This window comes from Azospirillum aestuarii (assembly GCF_016632405.1).
Lineage (GTDB): Bacteria > Pseudomonadota > Alphaproteobacteria > Azospirillales > Azospirillaceae > Azospirillum > Azospirillum aestuarii.
Genome location: NZ_JAEPIV010000006.1, coordinates 173,588 through 193,071 on the forward strand (window position 1 = coordinate 173,588; position 19,484 = coordinate 193,071).

Annotated in this window: 17 protein-coding genes; 3 read left to right on the forward strand and 14 right to left on the reverse strand. The window is 69.6% G+C overall.

The annotated features are described in order from the left end of the window. Positions 1-52 precede the first annotated feature (52 nt). Positions 53-2,107, forward strand: coding sequence for a phytoene desaturase family protein (locus JJL56_RS14460; protein WP_200485484.1), 2,055 nt, complete (start codon positions 53-55; stop codon positions 2,105-2,107). Between the two features lie 9 nt (positions 2,108-2,116). On the opposite strand, the gene deoA is transcribed toward JJL56_RS14460, so the two are convergent. The 8 genes from deoA to JJL56_RS14500 all read right to left on the reverse strand — a co-directional run bounded on the left by deoA (position 2,117) and on the right by JJL56_RS14500 (position 10,482). Then, positions 2,117-3,439, reverse strand: coding sequence for a thymidine phosphorylase (gene deoA, locus JJL56_RS14465; protein ID WP_200485485.1), 1,323 nt, complete (start codon positions 3,437-3,439; stop codon positions 2,117-2,119). Positions 3,440-3,475: 36 nt separating this feature from the next. Next, on the reverse strand, positions 3,476-4,321 hold the full coding sequence (deoC, locus tag JJL56_RS14470) for a deoxyribose-phosphate aldolase (RefSeq protein ID WP_145625654.1): 846 nt from the start codon (positions 4,319-4,321) through the stop codon (positions 3,476-3,478). Next, a complete protein-coding gene (locus JJL56_RS14475; protein ID WP_200485486.1) occupies positions 4,318-5,151 on the reverse strand; it encodes a purine-nucleoside phosphorylase in 834 nt (277 codons plus the stop codon). The genes deoC and JJL56_RS14475 overlap by 4 nt, the downstream gene beginning before the upstream one ends. A gap of 15 nt (positions 5,152-5,166) precedes the next feature. Next, entirely contained in the window at positions 5,167-5,595 is a 429-nt protein-coding gene (gene cdd / locus JJL56_RS14480) for a cytidine deaminase (protein WP_145625652.1), read from the reverse strand. Further along, positions 5,595-6,569, reverse strand: a complete 975-nt coding sequence (locus tag JJL56_RS14485; protein WP_145625651.1) for an ABC transporter permease — start codon at positions 6,567-6,569, stop codon at positions 5,595-5,597. The genes cdd and JJL56_RS14485 overlap by 1 nt, the downstream gene beginning before the upstream one ends. Next, positions 6,562-7,710: an ABC transporter permease gene (locus JJL56_RS14490; RefSeq protein WP_145625650.1), complete on the reverse strand. Its 1,149-nt coding sequence runs from the start codon at positions 7,708-7,710 to the stop codon at positions 6,562-6,564. Before JJL56_RS14490 ends, JJL56_RS14485 begins: the two co-directional genes overlap by 8 nt. Positions 7,711-7,825: 115 nt before the next feature. Then, entirely contained in the window at positions 7,826-9,361 is a 1,536-nt protein-coding gene (locus tag JJL56_RS14495) for an ABC transporter ATP-binding protein (protein WP_145625649.1), read from the reverse strand. A 122-nt stretch (positions 9,362-9,483) separates the two neighbouring features. Next, the gene (locus JJL56_RS14500) at positions 9,484-10,482 is read right to left on the reverse strand and encodes a BMP family lipoprotein (protein WP_145625648.1); all 999 of its coding nucleotides are present in this window, start codon (positions 10,480-10,482) and stop codon (positions 9,484-9,486) included. Between the two features lie 229 nt (positions 10,483-10,711). Here JJL56_RS14500 and JJL56_RS14505 point away from each other — a divergent pair, with 229 nt between their 5' ends. Next, complete coding sequence (locus tag JJL56_RS14505) at positions 10,712-11,374, forward strand: LysE family translocator (RefSeq protein WP_247889427.1); 663 nt, start codon at positions 10,712-10,714, stop codon at positions 11,372-11,374. 4 nt (positions 11,375-11,378) lie between these two features. On the opposite strand, the gene JJL56_RS14510 is transcribed toward JJL56_RS14505, so the two are convergent. Further along, on the reverse strand, positions 11,379-12,047 hold the full coding sequence (locus JJL56_RS14510) for a DedA family protein (RefSeq protein WP_145625646.1): 669 nt from the start codon (positions 12,045-12,047) through the stop codon (positions 11,379-11,381). A 220-nt stretch (positions 12,048-12,267) separates the two neighbouring features. On the opposite strand from JJL56_RS14510, the gene JJL56_RS14515 reads away from it, so the two are divergent. Further along, positions 12,268-13,968, forward strand: a complete 1,701-nt coding sequence (locus JJL56_RS14515; protein ID WP_145625645.1) for a methyl-accepting chemotaxis protein — start codon at positions 12,268-12,270, stop codon at positions 13,966-13,968. A gap of 24 nt (positions 13,969-13,992) precedes the next feature. Here the strand turns inward: JJL56_RS14515 and mrdA are convergent, their stop codons facing one another. The 5 genes from mrdA to JJL56_RS14540 form a co-directional block, all read right to left on the reverse strand. Then, positions 13,993-15,870 carry a penicillin-binding protein 2 gene (mrdA, locus tag JJL56_RS14520; protein WP_145625875.1) on the reverse strand — a complete coding sequence of 626 codons (1,878 nt, stop codon included), beginning with the start codon at positions 15,868-15,870 and terminating at the stop codon, positions 13,993-13,995. A 58-nt stretch (positions 15,871-15,928) separates the two neighbouring features. After that, positions 15,929-16,441, reverse strand: coding sequence for a rod shape-determining protein MreD (mreD, locus tag JJL56_RS14525; protein WP_145625644.1), 513 nt, complete (start codon positions 16,439-16,441; stop codon positions 15,929-15,931). Next, complete coding sequence (gene mreC, locus JJL56_RS14530) at positions 16,438-17,307, reverse strand: rod shape-determining protein MreC (RefSeq protein WP_145625643.1); 870 nt, start codon at positions 17,305-17,307, stop codon at positions 16,438-16,440. The genes mreD and mreC overlap by 4 nt, the downstream gene beginning before the upstream one ends. Before the next feature lie 90 nt (positions 17,308-17,397). After that, entirely contained in the window at positions 17,398-18,438 is a 1,041-nt protein-coding gene (locus tag JJL56_RS14535; protein ID WP_014240000.1) for a rod shape-determining protein, read from the reverse strand. 440 nt (positions 18,439-18,878) lie between these two features. Further along, positions 18,879-19,421, reverse strand: coding sequence for a TIGR00645 family protein (locus JJL56_RS14540; RefSeq protein ID WP_145625642.1), 543 nt, complete (start codon positions 19,419-19,421; stop codon positions 18,879-18,881). Between the last annotated feature and the right edge of the window lie 63 nt (positions 19,422-19,484).

Here is a 19,484-nt window from a genome sequence, read left to right on the forward strand (position 1 = left end):
TCCGGTGCCTTGGACAGTCTTGCGGACATCCCCATCACCGCAAAGGTCTGCCATGCTCCTGCCGAAACCGATACCCCCTTCGATCCGCATCCTCGTCGGCTTCTCGCCCTGGATCGCCTTCGGACTTCTCCAGCCGGCGGGCCATTCGGCGGCCGCGCTGGCGGCGCTGCTGCTCAGCCTGACGCTCTGTGCGCATGACTGGCGGGGCGGTTCGCTGAAGGCGCCGGAACTGGTGGCCGCCGTCTTCTTCGCCCTGCTGCTCCTCATCGGACCGCTGGAGAGCATGGGGGTGACCGTCCATCTCGCGCTGGCCGGCATGGCCTTCGCCTCGATCGCGCTGGGCCGTCCCTTCACCCTGCCCTACGCCCGCGAGACGACACCACCCGGCCTGTGGCACCTGCCGCAGTTCGTCGCCGTCAACAAGGCGATCACCGCGCTGTGGGGATTGGTCTTCCTGGCCGGCGCCGCCGGCTTCGCCGTGGCGACGGAGGTCGGCATCGTCACCTCCGCCCTCGCCGCCCTGGCCGGCCTGCTGGGGAATCGCCGATTGCCGGACTGGCTGGTCAACCGGGCCGTCGCCCGCCGGCTGGCCGAGCGAGAGCCTCACCGCTGGCCGGCGCCCGCCGTCCTTGGACAAAAGGACGGCGTTGTCGTCGTGGGCGCCGGCATCGGCGGGCTGACCGCGGCGGCCCTGCTGGCGGAGGCCGGAGTCCGCGTCACCGTTCTGGAGGCGCACGACCGTCCGGGCGGCTTTTGCTCCTCCTGGGACCGCAGGGTGCGGCTGCGTGACGGGACGGTGGGGCGTTTCACCTTCGACGCCGGGGTGCACGACGTCAGCGGCACCCATCCGGATGGCCCGGTCGGGCATCTGCTGCGCACGGTCGGCGTGGCGGACCGCGTGCGCTGGCAGCCGGTGAGCCGCGGCATCGTCCGGAACGGTGCCCTTCAGCCGTTGCCCGGCGACGCCGCGGGGCTGGCCGCTCTGATCGCGCGGGAGCATCCCGGCAGCGCCGCCGGGGCCGCCGCCTTTCTGGAGGAGATGCGCGGGGTTTACCGCGACCTCTACCGCGGCTGCGCCGAGACCGGCCTTCCCCACATCCCGCGCAGCGTCGCGGCGATGCGCGCCTATCCGCTGGAGTGCCCGCAGGCCTTCCGCTGGCAGGACCGCGGCTTCTTGGAGATGCTGGAGCATTACGTGCCCGACCCCGGAGCCCGCGCCCTGCTGTCCAGCCTGACCGGCTACCTGTCCGACCGGCCGGAGCGGCTGGGCGCCACCCAGATGGCGCCGATCTTCGGCTACTTTTTCGACGGCGGCGCCTATCCGGAGGGCGGATCGCAGCGGCTTGCCGACGCTCTGGTCGAGGCGATCCATGCGAAGGGCGGCGAGGTCCGGCTGCGCACCTCCGTCCGCCGCATCCTGGTCGATGACGGCCGGGCCGCCGGGGTGGAAACCATGGACGGGGAGCGCATCGCCGCCGCCGCGGTGATTTCCAACGCCGACGCCCGGCGGACCCTGCTGGAACTGGTGGGGGAAGAGCATCTGCCCGCCGGTCGCGCGGACCAATATCGCGCGCTATGCCCCTCGACCTCCGCCTTCCTGGTCACGCTGGCGCTGGACTTCCGTCCCGAGCTGCCCGCCATGACTTTTCTGAGGGATGCAGGGATGGCACTGGCCCTTCCCTCCGCCCACGATGCCACCCTGGCGCCGCCGGGCTGCGCCTCGCTGACGCTGATGCGGCTGGACCCGGCGGGCGGCACCTGGGACCGCTCCGCCCCCGATTACCGCGCCTGCAAGGCACGGGAAGGCGACGCCATGATCGCCGCGGCGGCGGGCCTGATCCCGGATCTGGAGCGCCACATCCTGCACCGGCAGGAGGCCAGCGCCGCCACCTTTGCCCGCTACGCCCACACGACGGACGGAGCGATCTACGGCACCGATCCGGCGCTTCCCGCCAAGTCGCCGCTGCCCGGCCTGCTGCTGGCGGGCGGCGGGGTCTTTCCCGGTCCGGGGGTGGAGGCCTGCGTCATTTCGGGCCGCCTCGCCGCGGAGGCTCTGGTCGGGCCGGTGCGGGCGCGGCAAGCCGAGGACCAGTGCCGCGCCGCGTAAAGCCGCCTTTTACAGCCGGATGCGGTCGGCGATCAGCGGCCCGGCCGGCGGGGCGGTGTCGGTCACGGTGAAGGCGCGGCGGAGCAGCGCCGCAGCGTCCTCCGCCTGCGCCACGCTGCGGGCGTGGACGACGGCGAGGGGGCGCTCCGCCGGCCCCACCGAAGCGCCCAGCCCGGCGACGTCCGCCAGCCCGACGGCGAAGTCGATGGGATCGGTCGTCTTGGTCCGCCCGCCGCCCAGGGCCACCACGGCGATGCCGACCGCCCGCACGTCGATGGCCGCCACCACGCCCGCCCGCTCGGCGAAGACCTGCTGGACGACGGGAGCGGCGTCCAGATGGCGGTCCGGCGCGTCCAGCAGGTCCGCCGGGCCGCCCAGCGCGTGGACCATGCGGGCGAAGCGCTCGGCCGCCTGCCCGCTCGCCATCGCCTGGTCGAACCGGGCGCGGCCGCCGGCGGCGTCGGGGACCAGCCCGGCCAGCACCAGCAGCTCGGCGGCCTGGGCCGCGGTGACCTCGTAGAGCCGGGAGTCGGCCGTGCCGCCGCGCAGGATGTCGATGCACTCCCGCATCTCCAGCGCATTGCCGGCGGTCAGGCCCAGCACCTCGTTCATGTCGGTCAGCAGGGCGACGGTGGGCAGCCCGGCGCCCTCGGCCACGGTGACGAGGCTGTCGGCCAGTTCCCGCGCCTTGGCGATGTCGGGCAGGAACGCGCCGGAGCCGAACTTCACGTCCATGACCAGCGCATCCAGCCCCGCCGCCAGCTTCTTCGACAGGATCGAGGAGGTCAGCAGGTCGATGGTTTCCACCGTCGCCGTCACGTCGCGGATGGCGTAGAGCCGGCGGTCGGCGGGGGCGATGTCGTCGGTGGCCCCGATCACCGCGCAGCCGACCTCCTTCACCACCCGCTCCAGCGTCGCCCGGTCTGGCTTGGCGCGGTAGCCGGGAATGCTCTCGAACTTGTCCAGCGTGCCGCCGGTGTGGCCCAGCCCGCGCCCCGACACCATCGGCACGAATCCGCCGCAGGCGGCCAGCGCCGGGGCGAGGATCAGGCTGACCTTGTCGCCGACGCCGCCGGTCGAATGCTTGTCGACCACCGGTCCCGGCAGGTCGAGATGGTCCCAGCGCATCACCGCCCCGGAATCCCGCATGGCCAGCGTCAGGGCCACCCGCTCCTCCAGCGTCATGCCGCGGAAGAAGACGGCCATGGCGAAGGCCGCCGCCTGTCCTTCGGTGACCGAGCCGTCCGTGATGCCGCGCACGAAGGCGCCGATCTCCGCCGCGTCCAGGCGTGCGCCGTCGCGCTTCTTGCGAATCAGTTCCTGGGGAAGCATCCGTGCGTCCGTCCTATGGTCGAGCTGTCCCCCGGATCAATAACCGGCGGCGGCCGGCTGGGCAACCGCCCCGCCTCCCTTGCCATCGCCCTTGCCGCCACCATGGCCGGCGGTGGCAAGCAGCGAGTCCAGCAGCCCCGACGCGCCGAAGCGGAACGTGTCCGGCTTGGCCCAGCCCTTGCCCTGGATCGCGGTGGCGAGCGCCAGATAGGCCGCCGCCCCGTCGGCGTCGCGGATGCCGCCCGCCGCCTTGAAGCCCACCGGCTTGCCCGATTCGTGGATGACGTGCAGCAGCAGCGCCGCCGCCTCCAGCGTCGCCGCGGGCTGCACCTTGCCGGTGGAGGTCTTCAGGAAATCCGCCCCGGCGGCGATGGCGTCGCGGGCGGCCCAGGCCAGCAGTTCCGGATCGGGGAAGCAGCCGGACTCCAGGATCACCTTCATCGTCACGTCGGTCCCGCAGGCCTCGCGGCAGGCGCGGATCACGTTCATCGGCTGGGTGCGGGCGCCGTCGATGAAGGCGCGGTAGGGAAGCACCACGTCGATCTCGGTCGCGCCGTCCTTGATGGCCGCCTTGGCCTCCGCCGCCACCACCGCCGCGTCGGCCTCCCCTGAGGGGAAGTTGACGACGGTGGCGATCTTCACGCCGCTACCCTTCAGCGCCTTGCGCGCCGTCTTGACGAAGCGCGGCCAGACGCACACCGCGGCGACCTTCCCGGCGGGGGTGACGGCGCGCTTGCACAGCGCCTCCACCGTCTGGTCGGTGTCGTCGTCGTTCAGACTGGTCAGGTCGAGCAGACCGATGGCCCGCCCGGCCCCCTTGGCGTCGGCCTTGGCGGTGGTCGTAGTGTCGAGTGCCCGTTGCAGATCGGCGGGAAGTTTCATGACCGGCGTCCTTCGTCTACGTTCAGCCCGTCGAGAAAGCCGGTCAGCAACCGCTCCAGGTCGGAGGCGGCGGCCGAGGCGGCGCGCAGGGTCTGGTCATGGTCCACCGGCCCGTCGCCGAGTCCCACGCCCAGGTTGGTGATGACCGCGCAGCCCACGACCCGAAGGCCGCAATGCCGCGCGACGATGCATTCGGGCACCGTGGACATGCCGACCGCGTCCGCCCCCAGGACCTTCAACATCCGAACCTCCGCCGGCGTCTCGAAGGAGGGGCCGGGATAGGCGGCGTACACGCCCTCGACCAGATCGATGTTCAACTCCAGCGCCCGGCGCCGCATCAGCGCGCGCAAGGCGGGGTCCCAGGCGTCGGTCATGCTGGGGAAGCGCGGGCCGAAGCTGTCCTCGTTGGGACCGGTCAGCGGGTTGGCGCCCAGCATGTTGATATGGTCGGAAATCGCCATCAGCCGCCCCGGCCCGACCTCCACCCGCAGCGAGCCGGCGGCGCAGGTCAGCACCAGCGTGTCGCAGCCGGCCAGCTTCAGCGCGCGGATCGCCGTCTTCAGCGCGTCGAAGCCGTTGCCCTCATAGGCGTGGACGCGGCCCTGCATGCAGGCGACGGGCTGGCCGCCGAGATGGCCCAGCACCAGCCGGCCCATGTGCCCCTCCACGCTGGGCCGCGGGAAGCCGGGCAGATCGCCGTAGGGCATGGCGGTCGCCCCCTCGATCCGGTCGGCGACCCCGCCCAGACCGGAGCCGAGCACGACCCCCACCCGCGGGCGGAAGCCGGGGACCCGGTGCAGGATTTCCGCGGCGGCGCGTGCGGCGGTCATGGCGGTCTGTTCCCCTCAGAAGTCGAGATTGTCGGGGCCGAAGGAGTGCGGCAGCAGTTCCTCCAACCGAAACGTTTGGCGAAGCCCTTCCGGTCCACAGACATGAATCGGCGTGTCGGGTCGGGCGAACTCGCGCAGGCGCTGGCGGCACCCGCCGCAAGGCGTGCACAGCCGGCCGTCGCCGGTCTGGCCGCCCATCACGACGATCGCCCGGATGCCGCGGTCCCCGGCCAGGATCATCGCCCCGATGGCCGAAGCCTCGGCGCACTGGCCCTGCGGGTAGGCGGCGTTCTCCACATTCGCCCCGGCGTGGATGCGCCCGGAGTCGCCCAGGATGGCCGCACCCACGGAAAAACGCGAATAGGGCGCGTAGGCCTGCGCCATCGCGTCGCGGGCGGCGGCGATCAGAGAGTCGACAACCGTGGCGTCTTGCGGGCCGCTCATCACCGTTCCTTCACATAGGGGACGCCGCTGGCCCTGGGCGCCACCGCCCGGCCGACGAAGCCGGCGAGCAGAAGCACGGTCAGCACATAGGGCAGCATCTGGATGAACTGCACCGGGATCACCCCCACCACCGGCAGCGGCACGCCCTGCAGGCGGACCTGCACGGCGTCGGTGAAGGCGAACAGCAGACAGGCGAACAGCGTCGGCCAGGGTCGCCACTTTCCGAAGATCAGCGCGGCCAGCGCCAGATAGCCCTTGCCCGCCGTCATGTCGCGCACGAAGCCGGCACCGTGGGCGGTGGACAGATAGGCGCCGGCGATGCCGGTCAGCACCCCGGTGATGATCACCGCCTGATAGCGCAGCCGCGTGACCGACAGGCCCGCCGTGTCGACCGCCGAGGGGTTCTCCCCCACCGCGCGCAGCCGCAACCCGAAGCGCGAGCGGGTGAACACCCAGTGAGTCGCCACCACCAGCAGGACGGTCAGCCAGATCAGCACGTTGGCGTCGTCGATCAGTTCCCGGTAGACGGGTCCGAGGAGCGGAATCCCGGACAGCGCCTCCACACCCGGCAGATGGATCTGCGGCAACCGCGCCTCTCCCGGCAGCAGCGGGGTCTGGCCGCCCTGGCGGAACCAGGCGTAGGCCAGGGTCGGCGCCAGCCCGGCGACCAGAATGTTGATCGCCATGCCCGACACCACCTGGTTGCCCTTGTGGGTGATGCAGGCGAAGCCATGGACCAGCGCCAGCGCCACCGAGGCCGCGACGGCGGCGCCCAAGCCCAGCCACGGGTTGCCGGTGGAGGACGCGACGGCGGCGGCGAAGAAGGCGCCGGCCAGCATCTTGCCCTCCAGCCCGATGTCCACCACCCCCGCGCGCTCGCTGTAGAGCGCCGCGAAGGCGGCCAGAACCAGCGGGGTCGCCACGCGGACGGTGGCGTCGGCCAGCAGCAGCGCGACGTGCAGGGCGTCACCCATGCGCCGTCCCCCCGGCGCGGCGGCGGAACAGCGCCTCGACCCGCGGCTTGAACAGGTTCTCCAGCGCCCCGGCGAACAGGATGACGAGGCCCTGGATGACCATCACCAGCTCCCGGTTCACGGTGGGGTATTCGAAGGACACCTGCCCGCCCCCCTGCGCCAGCACGCCGAACAGCAGCGCTGCCAGGACGATCCCCACCGGATGGTTGCGCCCCATCAGCGCCACGGCGATGCCGACGAAGCCCACCCCGCCGGTGAAGTTCAGCAGGATGCGGTGCTGCACCCCCATGATCTCGTTCACCCCGACGAAGCCGGCAAGCGCCCCGGAGATCGCCATGGCGAGGATGATGTTCCGCGCCGGGGAGATACCGGCATAGACCGCCGCCCGCTCGTTCCGCCCGACCGTGCGGATCTCGTAGCCCCAGCGGGTCCGCCACAGGAACAGGTAAAACAGCGCGCAGCAGGCCAGCGCCCACAGGAAGGACAGGTTCAGCGGCGAGGCCGGGATGGCGACGCCGAACCAGCCGAGCGCCCGGTCCATGGTCGGCAGCCAGACGCCGGGATCGAACTCCCGCGTTTCCGGCGACTGCGATCCGGGACGGATCAGCACGTCCACCAGCAGATAGGTCATGATCGCGGCGGCGATGAAGTTGAACATGATCGTCGTGATGACGATGTGGCTGCCGCGCCGGGCCTGGAGCCAGCCGGGAACCGCCCCCCAGACCGCCCCGAACAGCGCCGACAGGGCCACCGCGCCCAGCGCCGCCACCGGCCAGGGCCAGCCGGTCAGCGCCAGCCCGACCAGCCCGGCCCCCAGCCCGCCGAGATAGGCCTGCCCTTCCCCGCCGATGTTGAACAGCCCGCAATGGAAGGCGATGGCGACCGCCAGCCCGGTGAAGATGTAGCTGGTCGTGTAATAGAGGGTGTAGCCGATGGCCTCGGGATAGCCGACCGCCTCGGTCACCAGCAGCGCCAGCACGTCCAGCGGATTCTCGCCGATCACCAGGATGACCAGCCCGGACAGGACGAGGGCGGCGAGCAGGTTCAGCAGCGGCAGAAGCGCGAAGCCGACCCAGCCGGGCACCTCGCCCGGCCGGCCGAAGCCCCGGCCCGTCACCCCCTGCGCCGCGTCCTGCGCCATCCCGGCTCCATCCGTGGTGATTTCCGTTCACAAGCCGGACGGCTCGAACGTCCTCGCCCACAGGAAAGTGCCCCGCGCACGGGGCCAGCGCAAGCGAGAGCGTTCGGGGAATGCCTTACGCAGCCTCCGCCACCCCGGCCATCATCAGACCGAGGCGCCGCTCGTCCGCCTCGTCCGGGGCGACCTCGCCCACCAGACGGCCGTCGAACATGACCAGGATGCGGTCGGACAGGGCACGGATCTCGTCCAATTCCACCGACACCAGGAGAATCGCCTTGCCCTGGTCGCGCAGCGCCACCAGACGGCGGTGGATGAACTCGATGGCGCCGATGTCCACGCCGCGGGTGGGCTGGCCGACCAAGAGCAGGTCGGGGTTCCGCTCCATCTCGCGGGCCAGCACGATCTTCTGCTGGTTGCCGCCGGAGAAGTTGGCGGCGGGCAGGCGCGGGTCGCGCGGGCGCACGTCGTAGGCGTCCATCTCGGCGGCGCAGCGGTCGAACAGGGCGCGGCGGTCCATCAGGAGCCGCCCGTTGAAGGCCGGATCGCCATGATGGCCGAGAATCGCGCACTCCTGCGCCTCGAAGCCGGTGACGAGGCCGACCCGCTGCCGATCCTCCGGCACATGGCCGACACCGAGCGCGCGCAACCCCCGCGCGGTGAAGCGGTCGGGCGTGGCGGTCAGCTCCTCCCCGCGCAGGCGGACGGAGCCGCCGGCCAACGGGCGCATTCCGGCCAGCGCCTCCAGCAGTTCGGACTGGCCGTTGCCGGAGACACCGGCGATGCCGACGATCTCCCCGGCGTGCACGGTCAGGCCGACGCCCTTCACCCGCTCCACCCCGGCGCCGTCGCGCACGCGCAGGCCGGCAACCTCCAGCACCGCCGGGCCGGGCGTGGCCGGCGCCTTCTCCACCCGCAGCAGGACCTTGCGCCCGACCATCAGTTCCGCCAGTTGCTCGCGGCTGGTCCGCGCGGTGGCGACGTTCGCCACCACCTGCCCGCGGCGCATGACCGTGACGTTGTCGGTCAGCTCCATGATCTCGCGCAGCTTGTGGGTGATGATGACGACCGTTTTGCCTTGCTCCCGCAGCGCGCGGAGGATGCGGAAGAGGTGGTCGGTCTCCTGTGGCGTGAGGACGCCGGTCGGTTCGTCGAGGATCAGGATGTCGGCGCCGCGGTAGAGCGCCTTCAGGATCTCCACCCGCTGTTGCGCCCCGACCGGCAACTCGCCGACCGGGCGATCGAGGTCCACCTCCAGCCCGTAGTCGCGGGCCAGCCGGATCAGTTCCGCCCGCGCCCGCGCCATCCCGGCGGCCAGGGTGACGCCGCCCTCCGCTCCCAGAAGGACATTCTCCAGCACCGTGAAGGGATCGACGAGCATGAAATGCTGGTGGACCATGCCGATCCCGACGGCCAGGGCGTCGCGCGGGCTGCGCACCGCGACCGGACGGCCGTCCACCAGGATCGAGCCGCCATCGGCGGGCTGATAGCCGTAGACGATGCTCATGATCGTCGATTTGCCGGCGCCGTTCTCGCCGATCACGCCGTGGATGGTGCCCTTCGGCACAGCCAGCGACACGTCGCGGTTGGCATGATTGGCGCCGAACCACTTGTTGACGCCGCGGGTTTCCAGGGCGGGAGGGTGTTGGGGCATGGGGGTTGTCTTCATCGAAAGGTTCTTGCCCCCACCCTCCCCGCTTCGCGGGTCCCCTCCCTCCCCCGCTGGGCGGGAGAGGGTCAGGGTGGGGCCAATGGTCGGCGACGCAGAAACTCAGCTCACGGCTGATACGGCTTCACCACCAGCTCGCCCGCGATGATCTTGCGCTTGGCGTCCTCGACGGCCGTCTCCATCTCCGCCGTGACGAGCTTGCGGTTGTTCTCGTCGAGCGCGTAGCCCACGCCCTCCTCCTTCAGCCCGACGACGCGGTGGCCCGCCGTCCAGCTGCCGTCCTTGGCCGACTTCATGCAGTCGTAGACGGTCACGTCGACCCGCTTGACCATCGAGGTCAGGATCTTGCCCGGATGAATCCAGTTCTGGTTGCTGTCCACCCCGACGCCCAGCTTGCCGGCGTCCGCCGCCGCCTGGAGCACGCCCAGCCCGGTCGCGCCGGCCGCCGCGAAGACCACGTCGGCGCCGCGCCCGAACTGGCTCTTGGCCAGCTCCGCCCCGCGGGTGGGGTCGTTCCAGGCGGCGGGGGTGGAACCGGTCATGTTGGTGAAGACCTCCCCGTCCGCCTTCACATGGCGAAACCCCTGCTCGTAGCCGGTCAGGAAGTTGCGGATCAGCGGGATGTCCATGCCCCCGACGAAGCCGACCTTCCCGCTCTGCGAGGCCAGCGCCGCCAGCATGCCGACGAGGAAGGAGCCCTCATGCTCCTTGAAGGTCACCGACTGCACGTTGGGCAGGTCCAGCTTGTCGTCGATCAGGCAGAACTTGGTGTTGGGATACTCCCGCGACACCTTGTCCACGGCGGCGGACTGGGAGAAGCCGACCGCCGTGATGACGGTGGCGCCGCGCCGCGCCATGTTGCGCAGCGCCTGCTCGCGCTGGCCCTCGCTGGTGACCTCGAACTCGCGGTAGACGATCCCGGTCTCCTTCTTGAAGCGCTCCGCCCCGTTGTAGGCGGCCTCGTTGAAGGACTTGTCGAACTTGCCGCCCTGGTCGAACACCACCGCCGGCATGAACTCGTCCGCCGCCAGGGCGGAGCCCGCGGCGGGAACGGTCGCCGCCGTCAGCGACAGGGCCAGGATGGTCAGAATGCGCGTCATCGTCATCGTTCCGCTTCCCCGTTCCGGTGCGCCCGCTCGCCGGGTCGTGGCGGCCAGGATAGCCGCTCCTCCCATCCCGCGACAGGGGGCACATGACGGGGGATTGCCGCCGCAGGTCACAGCCCGTATGGGACCTCCCCCCGCGACGCTGGTTGACGGAAGAGCGGTGGGCCGCTATCACGCCCGCCATTGCCCGGAGGTGGGCCCGGAGGAGGGGAATCGCAGATTGGACGAGGTGATCGGCGTGCATGGTCTGGTGGTGCTGCTGCAGGGCATCGTCCTTGGAATCGCCATCGCCGCCCCCGTCGGTCCGATCGGCCTGCTCTGCATCCGGCGCACGCTCCAGCATGGGCCGTTGATGGGCTTCTTCACCGGCTTCGGCGCTGCCGTGGCCGACACCATCTACGGCGCCATCGCCGCCTTCGGCGTGTCCGCCGCCCTGGACTTCCTTCAGGGGCATGAGATCGCCTTCCAGCTCGTCGGCGGCATCTTCCTCATCGTCGTCGCCATCCGCACCTTCCGCCAGAAGCCGGAGGACGAAGAGCGCGAGGCCGCCAGCGCGCCCGACACCCCGTCCTTCCTCGGCGGCTTCATGACCGGCCTGTCGCTGACCCTGACCAACCCGGCGACCATCATGGCCTTCATCGCCATCTTCGCCGGCTTTGGGCTGGGCGGCAATCTGGGGCGGGTGGACGCCACCACGCTGGTGGCCGGTGTCTTCATCGGCGCCTCGCTGTGGTGGCTCACCTTGTCCATGGGCGTCGCCGCCGTGCGCCACCGCATTTCCGACCGCGGGCTGACCCGGCTGAACCATTGCACGGGGGTGGCGCTGGCGGCCTTCGGCGTCTGGGCGCTCGGCATGGCGGTTACCGGGATGGCCGGCTGGGCCATGGGGTAAGGCCTCAAGGGCTGAGCGAGGCGCCCGCCACCGGCGGGTCGCCGCCCGAGGATTTCTGGGCGCGGCGGATGCCGTGGAAATGGCTGACCAGCCGGTACAGGTACAGCCCGACCAGGACCACCAGCAGCCCAACGGTGACATACCCCACCAAGCTGTGCGCGAAGGGCCAGCGGGACAGCATGTAACCGGTCCAGGCGAGCAGCAGCGTCCACAGGATCGATCCGGCCCCGGAATAGAGGCAATAGAGCGGGATCGACATCCGGCAGGCCCCCGCCGGGATCGAGATCAGCGTCCGCACCCCCGGCACCGGCTGGGTCAGAAAGACGGCAATGCCGCCATGCTTTCCGAACCACTCCGTGCTTCGCCTGACCTTCTTGGGGTGGATCGTCAGCCAATGGCCGTAGCGCTTCAAAAAGGCTTCCAGCCGGTCGCGCCCCAGCAGGCGGCTCGGCAGAAACCAGACGAGCTGCCCGGTCAGCGACCCCAGCCCGCCAGCCAACGCGACGGCGAAAAGATTGTATTCACCCTGGGCCGACGCGATGCCGGCCAATGGAATAACCGATTCCGCCGGAACCGGCGGGAAAACCCGCGCCAGGACCAGGAGTAGGAAAATACCCGCGTAGTCCATGGTGTGCAAAACATCAACCAGCCAGTTGGTCAGATCGCCTGCCATTTTAGTCCACCCGCATTTTCTGCGCCTCTGGAACAGGGTTCGGCAGCCGGCGGTTCCTGGCTCGTCGGTGGGACAAAGAGCCGGATTACTCCTTTAGCCTTGCGATTTGATCAATATCAAAGCCCCCTACCAGGAACTTCAGGAGAATGCCGTTCATCCCGGCGCCTCTTGCCGGTCCCAGCCCGCGCGTTCCCTCCGGGCTCTTAGGGTGGGCTTTGCCATGCAGCTTGGTAATCTGAAGATCTCCACCAAAATTTTATCCATCATCGTTCTGCTAGCCGCCATCTGCGCGGGCATCACCGCCACGTCGATCGCCGGCCTGGGAGCGTTGAGCCGCGCTTCCGACGAACTCCAGTTGGCCGGCGAGGAGATGAAGCTCGGCGCGCGCATCAACCGGATGGTCGTCGAACTCAGCCGAGACGAGTATCGACTGGCCGCCAATCCCAGCGATCTGCCTCAGGTCATGCAATCCATCGGCAAGACCCGTGAGGCCATGGACGGGCTTCTGGCCAAGGTCAAGGGAACAAGCGACGCGGAACAGGGTCGCCTGTTGGCCTCCTTCGAGAGTTCGCTCGTGCTCTACCAAAAGGAACTCGAAGACACGATCGCAGTCGCCCGCCGGATCAAGGGGGGCGGCGATCTGACCCGGGATCAGCGCGACATCCTCGCCTCGGTGGAGGCCAGCGCCGCCGCCGCGCGGACGCTCCAGGATCTGACCGTCGCCTACACGACCTACACCGACGACAAGGCGTCGCAGCTGTCCAAAAACGCGACCGACCTCGCGGAAACGCGGTCGACCCAACTCACCATCGCCGCCGCCGTCGGCATCTTGGCCGGCCTGCTGCTCGGTTGGATGGTGTCCCAGTTCGGCATCGTCCGGCCGGTGAAGGCCATTGTCGCCTGTCTGCGCGGATTGGCCGACAGCAAGCTGGACACCGTCGTCTATGGCACGGACCGCAGGGACGAGGTCGGGGAGATCGCAGAAACCGCCGAGGTGTTCAAGCGCAACCTGATCCGCAACCAGGAGATGGAACGCGAAGCCAAGGAGGTGGCGGCCCGTTCCCAGGCGGAGAAGCGCGCGGCGATGCTCGCGCTGGCCAGCCGCTTCGAGTCGCAGGTGGGGGTCATCGTGAACGATGTCGGCGGCGCCGCGACCGAACTTCAGGCCACCGCGGCGCAGCTCTCCTCGGCGGTCGAGGAAGTCGGCGCCCAGTGCGGCGCCGTGGCCGGCGCGTCGGAGGAGGCCAGCGCCAACGTGCAGACCGTCGCTGCGGCGTCGGAGGAGATGTCCGCCTCGATCCACGAACTGGCAGAGCGCGTGACCCGCGCCGCCGCCCGTTCCAAGGCCGCGGCCGAGGGGGCCAATCTGGCCCAGACCCAGCTCGATTCCCTGTCCGCCGCCATCGAGCAGGTGGACCAGATCGTCGCCTCGATCAACGCCGTCGCCTCCCAGACCAACCTGCTGGCGCTGAACGCGACCATCGAGGCGGCCCGCGCCGGGGAAGCCGGCAAGGGCTTCGCCGTGGTGGCGAGCGAGGTGAAGAACCTCGCCAACCAGACCCACGCGATGACGGAGCAGATCGGCAACCAGATCGCCGCGGTGAAGAGCGCCTCCGGCCGGACGGTGGAGGCGATGCGCGCCATCATCACCCAGGTCGAGGACATCGACCGCTCCACCGCGGAGATGGCCGCTTCCGTCGAGCAGCAGAGCGCGGCGACCGGCGAGATCAGCCGCAACGCCCAGCAGGCCGCCAACGGCACCGCGGAGGTTTCTAGCAACGTCGCCGGCATCCAGCAGGCGGAGTCGGAAACCAGCGCAGCCACCCACAGCGTGAAGACCGCAGCCGACCAGCTGGCCGAACGCGCGTCGAGCCTGAAGCGCGAGGTGGATCAGTTCCTGTCCGAAGTGCGCGCGGCCTGATCGGCCGGGCGCCTCCAATGCCCCTCAGCCCCGGGTGCCGCCCGGCGGCGGGGGCGGCGGGGCGCTTTCCGCCACGGCGGCGCGGCCCGGATCGCGTTTCTGGCATTCCAGCAGGATGTCGCGCGCGATCGGAGCCGCCGCAGTGGAGCCGCCGCCGCCATGCTCCACGAACACCGCGCAGGCGTAGCGCGGGGAACTGACTGGCGCGTAGGAGATGAACAGCGCGTGGTCGCGCTCCCGCCAGGGCAGATCCTCGTTCTTCTTCACGCCGGTGCTGCGCTCCGCCATGGTGATGCGACGGACCTGGGCGGAGCCGGTCTTGCCGGCCATCTCATAGCCGGGTTCGGTGATGCGCGACTTGTAGGCGGTGCCGTTCGGCGCGTTGGTCACCTCGTAGAGGCCGCGCAGGACGAGGTCGAGATTCTCCTTCTTCACCCCGATCGGCGGCCAACTCGTCTGCTCGCCGGACATCGCCTTAATCTGCTTGGTCAGATGGGGCTTCACCGCGAAGCCGCCATTGGCCAGCCGCGCGGTCATGGCGACGAGTTGCATCGGCGTGGACAGCACGTAGCCCTGCCCGATCGCCGCGATCAGCGTCTCGCCCTGCGCCCAGGGCTTGCCGAGCGCGCCCTTCTTCCAGTCGATGGAGGGGATCAGGCCCGGCCGCTCGTGCGGCAGGTCCAGCCCGGTCAGCTGCCCCATGTCGAAGCGGTGGGCCATCTCGGCGATGCGGTCGATGCCGATGCGCCGCGACACGTCGTAGAACCACACGTCGCAGGAATGGCGCAGCGCGCCGACCACGTCCACGGTGCCGTGCCCGCCCTTCTTCCAGCAGTGGAAGCGGTGGTCGCCGAGGTCCATGTGGCCGGGACAGAAGACCGTGTGGTTGCGGCTGATCAGGCCGGATTCCAACGCCGCCAGGGCCACCACCGGCTTGAAGGTCGACCCCGGCGGGTATTGCCCAGCCACCGCCTTGTTGTTCAGCGGGGTCGCCTGATTGGACAGCAATTCCTCCCACAGTTCGGCGCTGATGCCCATGGTGAACTGGTTGGGGTCGTAGCTGGGGTGGGAGCACAGGGCGTAGATTCCGCCGGTGTGCACGTCCATCACCACGCAGGAGGCGCTGACCTCCTGCGACAGCCGCTGCTGCACGAATTTCTGCAACCCGATGTCGATGGTCAACTGGACCTCGCGGCCCGGCTGCCCCTCGTCGCGCGACAGCTCGCGGATGACCCGCCCGACCGCGTTGACCTCGAGCTGGCTGGTGCCCGCCGTGCCGCGCAGCGCCTTCTCGTGATACTTCTCCATCCCGGCCTTGCCGATGCGGAAGCCCGGCAGCGACAGCACGGGATCGCCGTTCAGCTCCGCCTCCGACACGGCGCCGACATAGCCCAGGATATGGGCAGTCGCCTCGGCCTCCGGGTAATGGCGGATTTCGCCGACCTCGATGGCGACGCCGGGCAGGTCCGGGGTGTTCATCTCGATGGTGGCGACCTGCTCCCAGGTCAGGTTCTCGCGCACGGTGACCGGCACGAAACGGCGCTTGCGGTGCAGCTCGCGCATCACGCGGCGGCGGTCGCCGTCGGTCAGCGGGACGATCTTGGAGATCTTGTCCAGCGTGTCCTGGATGTTGCGCGTGCGCTCCGACACCACGACGACGCGGTAGTTCTGCTGGTTCACCGCCAGCGGCGCGCCGAACCGGTCGACGATGGTGCCGCGCGACGGGGCGACCAGCCGCAGGCTGATGCGGTTCTCCTCCGCCAGCATGACGTAGCGCGCGGATTCCACCACCTGCAGGTAGTAGAGCCGCCCGACCAGGGCGGACAGACCGGCGAGCTTCAGCCCGCCCAGCACGGCGGCGCGGCGGGTCAGCAGGCGGTAGCGGTCGGTGTCGCGGTCCATCGCAGTCAAAGGCTCACATCCCCTGCCACATCATCCCTCGCCGCCTCATCCCTGCCGGCTAACCCTGCAGAAACGCCCGGTGGACGCGGATCAGCATCCAGGCGACCGCCGGAAAGAAGGCCATGGTCAGCAGCGCCTGGAACAGCGCCGGCCGGAACGGCAGAACCGACGCCTGAAGCGCCGCAAAGGCCAGCCACTGGATGCAGGCCACACCCATCATGACCAGCCCGAAGCCGAACCACATCAGGGCGAAGGTGCTCGACGCCAGCACCCGCCGCTGGCTGGACACCGCCCAGTGGACCAGCACCAGCACCAGCGCGTTCACCCCCAGCGGTCCGCCGGTCAGCAGGTCCTGCAGCAGCCCGATCAGGAAGGCGGTGCCCGGCCCCATCAGGTCGGGCCTATGGATCGCCCAATAATAGACGGCGATGGCGGTCAGGAAAGGCGCCACCGACGCATAGCCGGGCAGCGGCACCGGAACCATCCCGCCCAGCGCCAGCATGACCGTCACCGCGAAGGGCGCGAGATTCCGCCCCGTTTTGTCCAGCCGCTGCCACAAGGTCAGCGTCATTTCGCTTCGGATGACGGTTCCGCCTCGCTTCCCGGCAGGCTGAACTCGACCAGTTGCAGATGCTCGACCCGCGACAGATCGACGTTCGGCTGAACCCGGACGCCGCGTTCACCGGCCGAGGACACCACGCCCACCGGCAGGCCCGGCGGAAACTGCCCGCCGTGACCGGAGGTCACCACCCGCTCGCCCACCTGGACCGGCGCTTCCGGTGGCAGGTAGAGCAGCCGGGTCTGGTCGGAATTGTCGCCCGCCATCACCGCCCGCTGGCGCGAGCGCTCCAGAACCACGGGAATGCGCGTGTTGATGTCGGTCAGCAGAAGGACGCGGGCCGACCACTCCCCGACCTCGACCACCCGGCCGACCAGCCCGCTGCCGGCGACCGCCGCCTGCCCCTTGCGCACCCCGTCCCGGCGGCCGGCGGTGACCACCAGCGTGCGCAGGAAGGAACTGCCCGGAGCGGCGATGACGCGCGCCGTGATGAAGGAGGAGGACGGCTCCGGCGTCGCCTTCAGCAGCGAACGGAGGCTGATGTTCTCCGCCTCCAGCCGCAGCGCCGCCTGCTTCCACTGCAGCAGCCGCGCGTTCTCCGCCTTCAGCCGCTGGTTTTCCTCGAAGGCGTTCTGGACCTCGACCACCGACTCCACGACGTGGGCGGCGGTGGCGGCGGGGCGCGAGATCGCGTCGAGGATCGGTGCGAAGGCGTCGGTCACCCGCGCGCGCGCGCTGTCCACCGACAGCGCGTCGATCCGGCCCACCATCATCAGCGCGACGGAGGCGAGCACCAGCAGAAGGAAGGAGAAGCGCTGGGCGAGCGCCCGCAGGGGGGCGGCAAGGCGCACGACGGAACCGGAATTGCGAGGCTTCACAGGATCATCCCGTCCAGGTACGCGATCCGCCCCCGGCTACGCCGGCAAATGGACGTACCACCGGGGGAACCCAAGCGAGCAATACACCAATCAGTAGGCGCTGACCAAGACGTTTCGCAGCGTCTTCATCTCCTCCAGCGCCCGCCCGGTGCCCAGCGCGACGCAGGACAGCGGATCGTCGGCGATCGACACCGGCAGGCCGGTGGCGTGGCGCAGGACGAAGTCCAGGTTGCCCAGCAGGGCGCCGCCGCCGGTCAGCACGATGCCCTTGTCGACGATGTCGGCGGCCAGTTCCGGCGCCGTGTGCTCCAGCGCCACCTTCACCGCCTCGACGATGGCCGACACCGGCTCCGCCAGGGACTCGGCGATCTGCCGCTCGGAGATGATGAGTTCCTTGGGCACGCCGTTCATCAGGTCGCGGCCCTTGATCTCCAGGATGCGGCCCTCGCCGTCTTCCGGCGGGCAGGCCGAGCCGATTTCCTTCTTGATCCGCTCCGCCGAGCCTTCACCGACCAGCAGATTGTGGGTGCGGCGGATGTAGCCGATGATGGCCTCGTCCATCTTGTCGCCGCCCACGCGGACCGAGCGGGAATAGACGATGCCGCCCAGCGACAGCACGGCCACCTCGGTGGTGCCGCCGCCGATGTCCACGACCATGGAGCCGGTCGGCTCCGTCACCGGAAGCCCGGCGCCGATCGCGGCGGCCATCGGCTCCTCGATCAGGAAGACGCGGCGGGCGCCGGCGGCCTCCGCCGATTCCTGGATCGCGCGGCGCTCCACGGCGGTGGAACCCGACGGCACGCAGATGATGACCTGCGGGCTGGCGAAGCTGCGCCGGTTGTGCACCTTGCGGATGAAGTGCTTGATCATCTCCTCGGCGACTTCGAAGTCGGCGATGACGCCGTCGCGGAGGGGGCGGATGGCCTGGATGTTGCCGGGCGTGCGGCCCAGCATCATCTTCGCCTCGTCGCCGACGGCCAGCACCTGCTTCTTGCCGCGGACGTTGGCGATCGCCACGACCGAGGGTTCGTTCAGAACGATGCCGCGGCCCTTGACATAGACCAGGGTGTTGGCCGTCCCCAAATCGATCGCCATGTCGGCGGAAAGCACGCCGAGGAGTTTGGAAAGCATGGACCCGACTAACTCTTCATTGCGGTTGAGACGGCCTTGCCGGCGATGTGCCCGCTCCGGTGCGGAGGGCCACGCCCGCCAACGGTTCCATAGACGAATGCCCCTTCGCGCTCAAGCGGAGAGTGCAGCCGGCACGCCTTGCCGAACCCTGTTGCCGGCGCCCGTGGGGCGGGTGCCGACGCCGGTCCGGCGCTCTGGTCGATGGGAGACGGTCCTTGAGGCAAGGCCGGTCCCGGCGGAATGTCCAGTCCCCGAAGTCCTGGCGGAACGCCGTCCTCCGGTGCTCGCCACACTGCCGCGTCAGGGTTAATTTTCCGTCAACAGGAGGCGGAAACCTCCGGCGTTCGGCCAACCGCCCCGCTCGCGTCGGGGGTATCCTTAGGCTGATTCCCAACCCGCCGCAATGGCTTTGTGTCGGGTTTGAAACCGCTTCGGCGCCCTCAATGATGATCGGATTTCGCCACGGCGGCAGCCTTGCCGTGCGCTCCGTGATGGCTGCCCTCCAGCCGGTCCATCAGGGCCAGCAGCACGCCCGACACCACGAAGGTCATGTGGACGATGACCATCCACATCAGGTTCTCCTTGCTGGTGTTGTCGATGTTCATGAAGCTTTTCAGCAGGTGGATGCCGGAGATCGCCACGATGGAGGCGATCAGCTTCAGCTTCAGCCCGCCGAAATCGACCTTGCCCATCCAGTCCGGGCGGTCCTTGTGGTCGGCCACGTCGATCTTGGACACGAAGTTCTCGTATCCCGAAAAGATCACCATCAGCAGCAGGTTGCCGGCCAGCGACAGGTCGATCAGGGTCAGCACGGCCAGAAGCACGTCCTTTTCCTGCATCTCCAGCACATGCGGGACGATATGGAAGATTTCCTGCATGAACTTCGCCAGCAGGAGCACCAGCGACACGACGAGCCCCAGATAGAAGGGGGCGAGCAGCCAGCGGCTGGCGAAGATGATCTGTTCGAAACGGCGTTCGATCATGAGGGTCGTCGTCCGTGCTTGGTCATAAGGGGTAGGAGGGGCGGACTCTTGCCATTTCGCAGA